Origin of the sequence: Streptomyces sp. NPDC008238 (assembly GCF_042956445.1) — a bacterium.
Lineage (GTDB): Bacteria > Actinomycetota > Actinomycetes > Streptomycetales > Streptomycetaceae > Actinacidiphila.
Genome location: NZ_JBIBGK010000062.1, coordinates 1 through 7,470 on the forward strand (window position 1 = coordinate 1; position 7,470 = coordinate 7,470).

Below are 7,470 nucleotides of genomic sequence, written 5' to 3' on the forward strand. Positions count from 1 at the left end.
TGCTGCCCGCCATGCACATAAATATGCGGTACAGAATGCCCACCCCGGAGGCCCCGCCCCCGGCCCACCAACCCACAGAGCGAGCCCCGCACCAACCGCGCCGGGCAATCGGGAGGGCGGGCGGGCGGACGCCCGCCGCAGGCGCAAACAACCCGCACACACCCACCGGGCAGCCCAGCGCAGCTGCCCGCAGGCGCAAACAACCCGCGCCCAACAACCCGGCAGCCCGGCGCAGCTGCCCGCAGGCGCGACAACCGGCCCGCACAGACGCACCCCGCCGTACTGACACCCCCACGGGGACGGTGCGACGATGCCAGCCCAGGCAAGTACCTCGCGCGGAGGGACGGGACCGGCACATGGCGGAGCTGCACGATCTGACGGCGCTGGAGCAGGGGAAGGCGATCAAGGCGGGGGAGGTCTCCCCCACGGAGCTCGCCGAGCACTATCTGGACCGGGTCGACCGGCACAACGGGACCCTCGGGGCGTTCATCACGGTCACCCCGGAGATCGCCCGCAAGCAGGCCGCCGACGCCGAGTCGGAGGCACTGGCGGCCCGCCGCGGGGATCGGGAGGGAGAGCTGTCGGCGCTGCACGGCGTCCCGGTCCCGGTCAAGGACCTCAACTTCGTGGCCGGAGTCCGCTGCACCCTGGGATCGCAGGCGTACGCCGACCACGTGCCGGACGTCGACGACCACGTCGCCGCCCGATTGCGCGCGGCCGGCACGGTGCTGCTGGGGAAGACCAACACCCCGGAGTTCGGGCTGCCCTGCTACACCGAGAACAAGCTCGCGCCGCCCGCCCGCACCCCGTGGGACCTGGAGCGGTCCGCCGGCGGCTCCAGCGGCGGCGCGGCGGCCGCGGTCGCCTCGGGGCTGGCCCCGGTCGCGCAGGGCAGCGACGGCGGCGGCTCGATCCGTATCCCCTCCTCCGTCTGCGGACTGTTCGGCATCAAACCGAGCCGCGGCAGGGTGAGCGCGGGCCCGGTGCAGCACGACGTGAGCGGCCTGAGCGGCAGCGGCCCGATCGCCCGTACGGTCGCGGACGCGGCGGCCCTGCTCGACGTCCTGGCGGGCCCGATGCCGGGCGACCCGTACGGCGCGCCCTCGCTGCCGCCGGGTGAGACGTTCTCCTCGTACGTCACCCGCGACCCGGGGACGCTGCGCGTGGCCGGCCTGCCCCGGCCCCCCGTGCCGGGGGTCGAGCTGCACCCGGACTGCCGTGCCGCGTACGACGGCGCCGCCGAGCTGCTGCGGGGTCTCGGCCACCAGGTGGACGAGCTGGAACTGCCCGTCGACGGCGCGGTCCTGGACGCCTTCACCCGGGTGTGGGGCGTGATGGCCACCGTCTACCCGGTGGCGCCGGAGCAGGAGGAGCTGCTGATGCCGCTCACCCGGCACCTGCGGGCCGAGGGCGGCCGGGTGAGCGGCCCGGAGTTCGCCGCGGCCCTGTACGCGTTCCGGGCGCTGGGGCAGCTGATCGCGGACGCGTTGCTCTCCTCGTACGACGTGGTGCTGACCCCGACGCTGGCGCAGCCCCCGGCGTTCGTGGGGAGCGCGGGTCTGCGGAACGACGCCGACCCGGCGGCCGAGTTCGCGGGGCTGGCCGGTTACACGCCGTTCACGCCGGTGTTCAACGCGACCGGCCAGCCGGCCGTGAACGTGCCGCTGCACTGGACGGAGGAGGATCTGCCGATCGGTGTGATGTTCGGCGGCCGCTTCGGGGACGAGGCGACGCTCATCTCGCTGTCGGCGCAGTTGGAGTCGGCCCGTCCGTGGGCCGCCCGCAGGCCCGCGATCTGGTAGCGGGGGCGGGGCGCGGCGGCTCCGTGCCGAGCAGCCGCCGTGCTCCCGGTCCCTGGTCGCCGAGCGTGTCGCCGGGGTTGGACAGGGCGCAGCGGTCCAGGGAGAGGCAGCCGCAGCCGATGCAGTCGTCGAGGCTGTCGCGGAGCGCGGTGAGCCGGTCGATGCGGGCGTCGAGTTCGGCCCGCCAGCCCGCGGAGAGCCGGGCCCAGTCGGCCCGGTCCGGGGTGCGGCCCTCGGGCAGGCCGTCCAGTGCCTCGCGGATCGCGGCGAGCGGCATGCCGACCCGCTGGGAGGCCCGGATGAAGGCGACGCGGCGCAGGGTGTCGCGGGTGTAGCGGCGCTGGTTGCCGCTGGTGCGGCGGCTGCGGATCAGGCCCTGGGCCTCGTAGTAGCGCAGCGCGGAGACGGCGGCGCCGCTGCGCCCGCTCAGCTGGCCTACGGTCAGTTCGCGGTGCTCGCCGGGGATCCTCGCCACGCCACGACTCTACTTGCGGTGCGGGACGCTGTTCCGCCACAGCCGGGCGCAGGAGACGAGCGCGGCGGCGACCAGCAGCGTGTTGCGGACGGCGACGATGACGGCGCCCTGCCAGGTGGCGGCGGTGACGTCCGCGAAGAAGAGCGGGTAGTCGACCGTGGTCACGGCGGTGGCGAGCAGCACCAGGGCGGCGGCCGGGCGTTGGGTGGTCTGCCGCGTGGTCAGGCAGACCGCGCCGAGGCCGATCAGCCAGACCAGGTACTGGGGGCTGATGACCCGGCTGGTGACGGTGAAGAGGAGCACGGCCGCCAGCGCGGCGTCGTACGGCGTGGCCGGGGTCCAGCGGGCCGCCCGCACGCGCCACATCAGCAGCCACAGCAGGGAGGTCCCGGTGAGCAGCAGGGAGGCGGTGGTGATCTCGGCGACGTACGGGCCGGTGAACTCCAGCGACCCGTAGTGCGCGACCACCCGGCCCGGCCAGCCGAACATCTCGGCGACGTGGAGGAAGGTGCCGCCGAGGGACTCGATCTCGACCCCGCGGTGGTGCTGGGCGGACAGGAAGCCGAACGCGCCGCGGAACGCGGTGCACAGCACCAGGAGCAGGCCGCCGGCGGACAGGGCGAGCGCGGTCCAGGTCTCCCGGGTGGTGCGGCCGCGCGGGGTGCCGAGCACGGTGAGGACGGGCCAGAGCTTGATGAGGGCGGCGAGTCCGGCGAGCGCGCCGCCGAGCCGTGGCCGCGCGGGCAGGGCGAGCAGCGCGCCGACGGCGACGACGGTGACCATCAGGTCGTAGCGGGCGTAGGGCAGGTGCATCAGCAGCGGCAGTGCCAGCGCCCACAGCCACGCCCCGGCCGTGCTGCGGCCGGGGCGGCCGGTCCCGGCCCGCAGGAGGAGCAGCAGGACGACGGCGTCGGCGGCGAGCGACAACAGGACGAAGCCCTGGAAGTAGCTGAGCCCGGGCAGCAGTTCCGGGGCGAGCATCACCAGGGCGGCGCCGGGCGGGTACTGCCAGGTCACGTCGCCGACGGGGAACGTCCCGTGCGTGAAGCCCTCGCTCCACCGGCGGTAGAGGAAGTGCACCTCGCGGGCGATGTCGCCCTGCCCGCTGCGCAGCAGGGCCAGCATGACCACCCGGCTGGCGAGCCAGTAGACGCCGAGGGCGAGCCAGGTCTGGGGCCAGGTCGCGGGCCGCAGCAAGGCGATGCCGGCGCCCGCCGCGGCGGGGGTGCCGCCGCCGTGCCGGACCTCCACCGTGTGCCAGTCGGACGGGCTGGTCTCCGTGGGGGCCTCGGCCACTTCCGTCTCCTCCACCGGCGCGAACAGGGACATACGGAGATGAAAGATAGTCACAAACCGGACGAACGGCCGTTGATACGCGCCGGGTGCGGGGCGTTGACACGGGTCCGCCGCGGAGACCATGCTGAGCAAGCGCTTGGACAGTACGGGAGGCATGACATGGGACAGCCCAGGATCTTCACCTCGGTCGGCGAACTGAAGGAGGCCATCGGGGAGGACCTCGGCACGACCGGCTGGCTGGAGGTCGACCAGAAGCGGATCGACCTGTTCGCGGACGCCACCGGGGACCACCAGTGGATCCACGTGGATCCGCAGAAGGCGGCCCAGGGCCCCTTCGGCACGACCATCGCGCACGGCTACCTGACGCTGTCGCTGATCCCGTCCTTCACGCCGGAGCTGCTGCGGGTCGAGGGCGTGAAGATGGGCGTCAACTACGGGGTGAACAAGGTCCGTTTCCCCTCCCCCGTACCGGTCGGCTCGCGCCTGCGGGCGACCGGCCGGATCGCCGAGGTGAGCGAGGTGCCCGGCGGCGCCCAGCTCGTCGTGGCGATCACCGTGGAGCGGGAGGGCGGCGAGAAGCCGGTGTGCGTGGCCGAGACGGTCGTCCGCTTCTACCTCTGACGGGGCGCGTACCCGACCATGCGCAGGGCGAGATCGGCGTACAGCGCGCCGATCCCGTCCGGCGTCCGGCGCCCTCCGGGGTTGAACCAGCGGGCCACGTCGATGCAGAGCGACAGCAGCGCGACGGTGGTTCCGGAGACGTCGGGGACGTCGAACTCCCCGGCCTGCACGCCGTCGTGGATGACCGAGCGGACCGCCGCCTCGCTCTTGCGGCGCAGCTCCACCACCTCGGTGTAGTGCTCGGGGCCGAGCGCGCCGAGTTCGTACTGCACGACCCGGCCGGTGGTGTGGTGCTCCGCGTGCCAGCGCACGAAGGAGCGCACGGCCGTGGCCAGCCGGTCGGCGGGGCCGCCGTCGCCGTCGGCGGCGTCCTGGAGCAGCCCGAGCGAGAGCCGGTGCCCGACCACGCTGATCTGGTAGAGCAGCTCTTCCTTGGTCTTGTAGTGGATGTAGAGCGCCGCAGGGCTCATGCCGGCCCGGCCGGCGATGTCGCGCGTGGTCGTCGCGTGGTAGCCGCGCTCCGCGAACGCCTCGACCGCGGCGATCACCAGCCGCCGGGCGGCATCAGGGGTGACACCGGTCCACGCCTCGGTCCGCTGCTCCGACCGCTCCGCCTCCACGTCCATGGCGGACACCCTACATGGACGCTGAGCAAGCGCTTAGATACCGAGCGGTCGGTCGGCGCGGGCCCGTCCCCTCAGAAGGCCGACACCCCCGTGAGCTCCCGGCCGATCAGCAGCTTCTGGATCTGGCTCGTCCCCTCGTACAGGGTCATCACGCGGGCGTCCCGCAGCAGCTTGCCCACGGGGTACTCGTCGATGTAGCCGTAGCCGCCGAAGACCTGCAGCGCGTTGCCGGCGCAGCGCACCGCCGCCTCACTGGCGAAGAGCTTCGCCTTGGACGACTCCGCGGCGAAGGGCAGGCCCCGGTCGATCAGGTCGGCGACCCGCCAGGTCAGCAGCCGGGCGGCGTCCACGTCCAGGGCGATGTCCGCGAGCAGCTCCTGCACCAGCTGGTGCCCGGCGATCGGCTTGCCGAACTGCTCGCGCTCCTTGGCGTAGCCCACGGCGGCGTCGAGCGCCGCCTGCGCGATGCCCACGCACCCCGCGGCGACCGACATCCGGCCCTTGGCCAGGGCGGACATGGCCACGGAGAAGCCCTTCCCCTCCGGCCCGAGCATCGCGGAGGCCGGCACGCGCACGTCCTCCAGCACCAGCTCCGCGGTGGCCTGGCCGCGCAGCCCCAGCTTCCCGTGCACCTCGTACCGGGCGAGGCCGGGACTGTCGGTGGGGACCAGGAAGGCGCTGACGCCCTTGTGGCCGGGGGCGTCGTTGGTGCGGGCGAACAGCAGGACGACGTCCGCCCAGGTGCCGTTGGTGATGAACATCTTGGCGCCGTTGATCACGTAGTCGCCGCCGTCGCGCCGGGCGCGCGTGGTCAGGTTGCCGGCGTCCGAGCCGGTGCCGGGCTCGGTCAGCCCGAAGCAGCCCAGCGCCTCCCCGGAGGCCAGCCGGGGCAGCCACTCCCGCTTCTGCTCCTCCGTGCCCCAGTGCGCGACCGACTTCGCCACCAGCCCGAGCGAAACGGACACGATGCCGCGCACCGAGGAGTCGCCGCGCCCCAGCTCCTCGGTGACCAGGCAGTACGCCAGGTGGTCGCCGCCCGAGCCGCCGTACTCCTCCGGCAACGTCAGCCCCAGGAAGCCCACGTCGCCCAGCTTCTTGACGATGCCCCGGTCCACGGCCTCCGCCCGGTCCCACGCGGCCGCGTGCGGCACGATCTCACGCGCGGTGAACTCGGCGGCCAGCGCGCGGACCGCGGCCTGCTCCTCGGACAGCTCAAGATTCACGGCGCACCTCGGTTCGGCTTTAAATTACCACTGCTAGTTTCCTGGGGGCAGCCTCTACTATGTGCCGCATGGCCCGCCCCCGCAAGCCCCTGCTCAGCCGCGAACGCATCGTCTCCACGGCACTCGCGCTCGTGGACGGGGAAGGGCTGCAGGCCGTCTCCACGCGCCGCCTCGCGGCGGAGCTCGGCGTCAGCGGGCCGAGCCTCTACAACCACTTCCCGACCAAGGACGACATCCTGGACGCCGTCGCCGACGCGGTCGTCGGCGAGGTCGACCTCGCCATGTTCGACGACGGCCGCGACTGGCGGGACGCCCTCGTCGCCTGGGCCCGCTCCTACCGCGCCGCGCTCGCGGCCCACCCCCACATCGTCCCGTTCCTCGCCCAGGGCCCCGGCCGCCGCCCGGCCGGCCTGCGCATGGCGGACGCGGTCTTCGGCGGCATGACCGCCGCCGGCTGGCCCCCGGCCCACGCCACCCGCGTGGGCGCGCTCATGCGGTACTTCGTGGCCGGGTCGGCGCTGGGGTCCTTCGCGCGGGGCTTCGTCGACGACGCGTCCGCCTACGACCCGGCGGACTACCCGCACCTCGGGCAGGCGCACCTCCTCGCGGAACGGCAGCAGCAGGTGGACGAGGGTGCGTTCGAGACGGGGCTGCGGGCGTTGGTGGACGGGCTCGCGCTCCAGTTCGCTGCGCTGGGCTGTGCCGGGTAGGGCTGTTGTTGCGTGCGGCGCCGTTGTGCGGGGCTGCCCGGTGGGTTGTGTGCGGCCCGGTGGTTGTGTGCGGCGCCGTTGTGGTTTCTGTTGGGGTTTCTCCCCCACCCTCCCGCCCGATTGCCCGGCGCGATTGGTGCGGGCCTCGCACGTTGTGGTGGGGTCGGCGCCGCGCCGGCGCACGTCCTCAACGCTCGCGGTCTACGTCCACATCATTCGGCACCGCGTTCGCCGCTCGTCTCCCCCAGCCTTCGGCCGGGGGGAGCACCCCGACACACCCCCTCCTGGTGTGTGGGCGCACAACGGCCGGTGGGGGGTCAGATAGGCGTGCGGGGGTACCCGGAACCGCTCTCGGACCCCGACAGCCCCGCCGCTCAAGCCCACATCATTCGGCACCGGGTCCGCCGCCCACCTCCCCCAGCCTTCGGCCAGGAGGAGCACCCCGCCACACCCCTCCCTGTTGCGCGGGCGCAGGGTGTCCCGTTGGGGTGCGTCGGACAGGTGCGGTGCCCCCGGGCTGCCTTGTGACCACCCACCGGCCGTTGGTCGCGGAACCGGCGGAGGGGGTGGGGTCGTAGGGGTGGGCGTTCTGGACGCTGACGTGTATTTGATGTGCGGCACAGACGGCAAGAACAAGTGCTGCCCGCCATGCACATAAATATGCGGTACAGAATGCCCACCCCGGAGGCCCCGCCCCCGGCCCACCCATGCACAGTG

Annotated in this window: 7 protein-coding genes; 3 read left to right on the forward strand and 4 right to left on the reverse strand. The window is 73.4% G+C overall.

What is annotated here, in order from left to right; translation table 11 throughout:
• Nucleotides 1-356 precede the first annotated feature (356 nt).
• Complete coding sequence (locus ACFZAU_RS41580; RefSeq protein WP_500556571.1) at nucleotides 357-1,802, forward strand: amidase; 1,446 nt, start codon at nucleotides 357-359, stop codon at nucleotides 1,800-1,802.
• Here the strand turns inward: ACFZAU_RS41580 and soxR are convergent.
• Together soxR and ACFZAU_RS41590 are read right to left on the reverse strand one after the other, a co-directional pair.
• Nucleotides 1,735-2,277, reverse strand: coding sequence for a redox-sensitive transcriptional activator SoxR (soxR, locus tag ACFZAU_RS41585; RefSeq protein WP_499603712.1), 543 nt, complete (start codon nucleotides 2,275-2,277; stop codon nucleotides 1,735-1,737). The genes ACFZAU_RS41580 and soxR overlap by 68 nt on opposite strands.
• 9 nt (nucleotides 2,278-2,286) lie before the next feature.
• Nucleotides 2,287-3,606, reverse strand: a complete 1,320-nt coding sequence (locus ACFZAU_RS41590) for a glycosyltransferase 87 family protein (RefSeq protein WP_500556572.1) — start codon at nucleotides 3,604-3,606, stop codon at nucleotides 2,287-2,289.
• 126 nt (nucleotides 3,607-3,732) lie between these two features.
• Between ACFZAU_RS41590 and ACFZAU_RS41595 the strand changes: the two genes are divergently transcribed.
• Nucleotides 3,733-4,194 (forward strand): MaoC family dehydratase, encoded by a 462-nt coding sequence (locus tag ACFZAU_RS41595; RefSeq protein WP_500556573.1) that lies wholly within the window; start codon nucleotides 3,733-3,735, stop codon nucleotides 4,192-4,194.
• Here ACFZAU_RS41595 and ACFZAU_RS41600 read toward each other — a convergent pair.
• Both ACFZAU_RS41600 and ACFZAU_RS41605 read right to left on the reverse strand, forming a co-directional pair.
• Nucleotides 4,185-4,820 carry a TetR/AcrR family transcriptional regulator gene (locus ACFZAU_RS41600; protein ID WP_499603717.1) on the reverse strand — a complete coding sequence of 212 codons (636 nt, stop codon included), beginning with the start codon at nucleotides 4,818-4,820 and terminating at the stop codon, nucleotides 4,185-4,187. The two genes, ACFZAU_RS41595 and ACFZAU_RS41600, sit on opposite strands and share 10 nt — an antisense overlap.
• Before the next feature lie 71 nt (nucleotides 4,821-4,891).
• Nucleotides 4,892-6,043, reverse strand: a complete 1,152-nt coding sequence (locus ACFZAU_RS41605) for an acyl-CoA dehydrogenase family protein (protein WP_500556574.1) — start codon at nucleotides 6,041-6,043, stop codon at nucleotides 4,892-4,894.
• Nucleotides 6,044-6,111: 68 nt separating this feature from the next.
• Between ACFZAU_RS41605 and ACFZAU_RS41610 the strand changes: the two genes are divergently transcribed.
• Nucleotides 6,112-6,753, forward strand: a complete 642-nt coding sequence (locus ACFZAU_RS41610) for a TetR/AcrR family transcriptional regulator (protein WP_500556575.1) — start codon at nucleotides 6,112-6,114, stop codon at nucleotides 6,751-6,753.
• The last annotated feature ends 717 nt before the right edge of the window (nucleotides 6,754-7,470 follow it).

What these genes read in the sequence shown, in the direction of transcription:
- ACFZAU_RS41595 (WP_500556573.1), top strand. Translation starts at nt 3,733, where the DNA reads ATGGGACAGCCCAGGATCTTCACCTCGGTCGGCGAACTGAAGGAGGCC.
- ACFZAU_RS41590 (WP_500556572.1), bottom strand. Translation starts at nt 3,606, where the DNA reads ATGTCCCTGTTCGCGCCGGTGGAGGAGACGGAAGTGGCCGAGGCCCCC.
- ACFZAU_RS41610 (WP_500556575.1), top strand. Translation starts at nt 6,112, where the DNA reads ATGGCCCGCCCCCGCAAGCCCCTGCTCAGCCGCGAACGCATCGTCTCC.
- ACFZAU_RS41600 (WP_499603717.1), bottom strand. Translation starts at nt 4,820, where the DNA reads ATGGACGTGGAGGCGGAGCGGTCGGAGCAGCGGACCGAGGCGTGGACC.
- ACFZAU_RS41580 (WP_500556571.1), top strand. Translation starts at nt 357, where the DNA reads ATGGCGGAGCTGCACGATCTGACGGCGCTGGAGCAGGGGAAGGCGATC.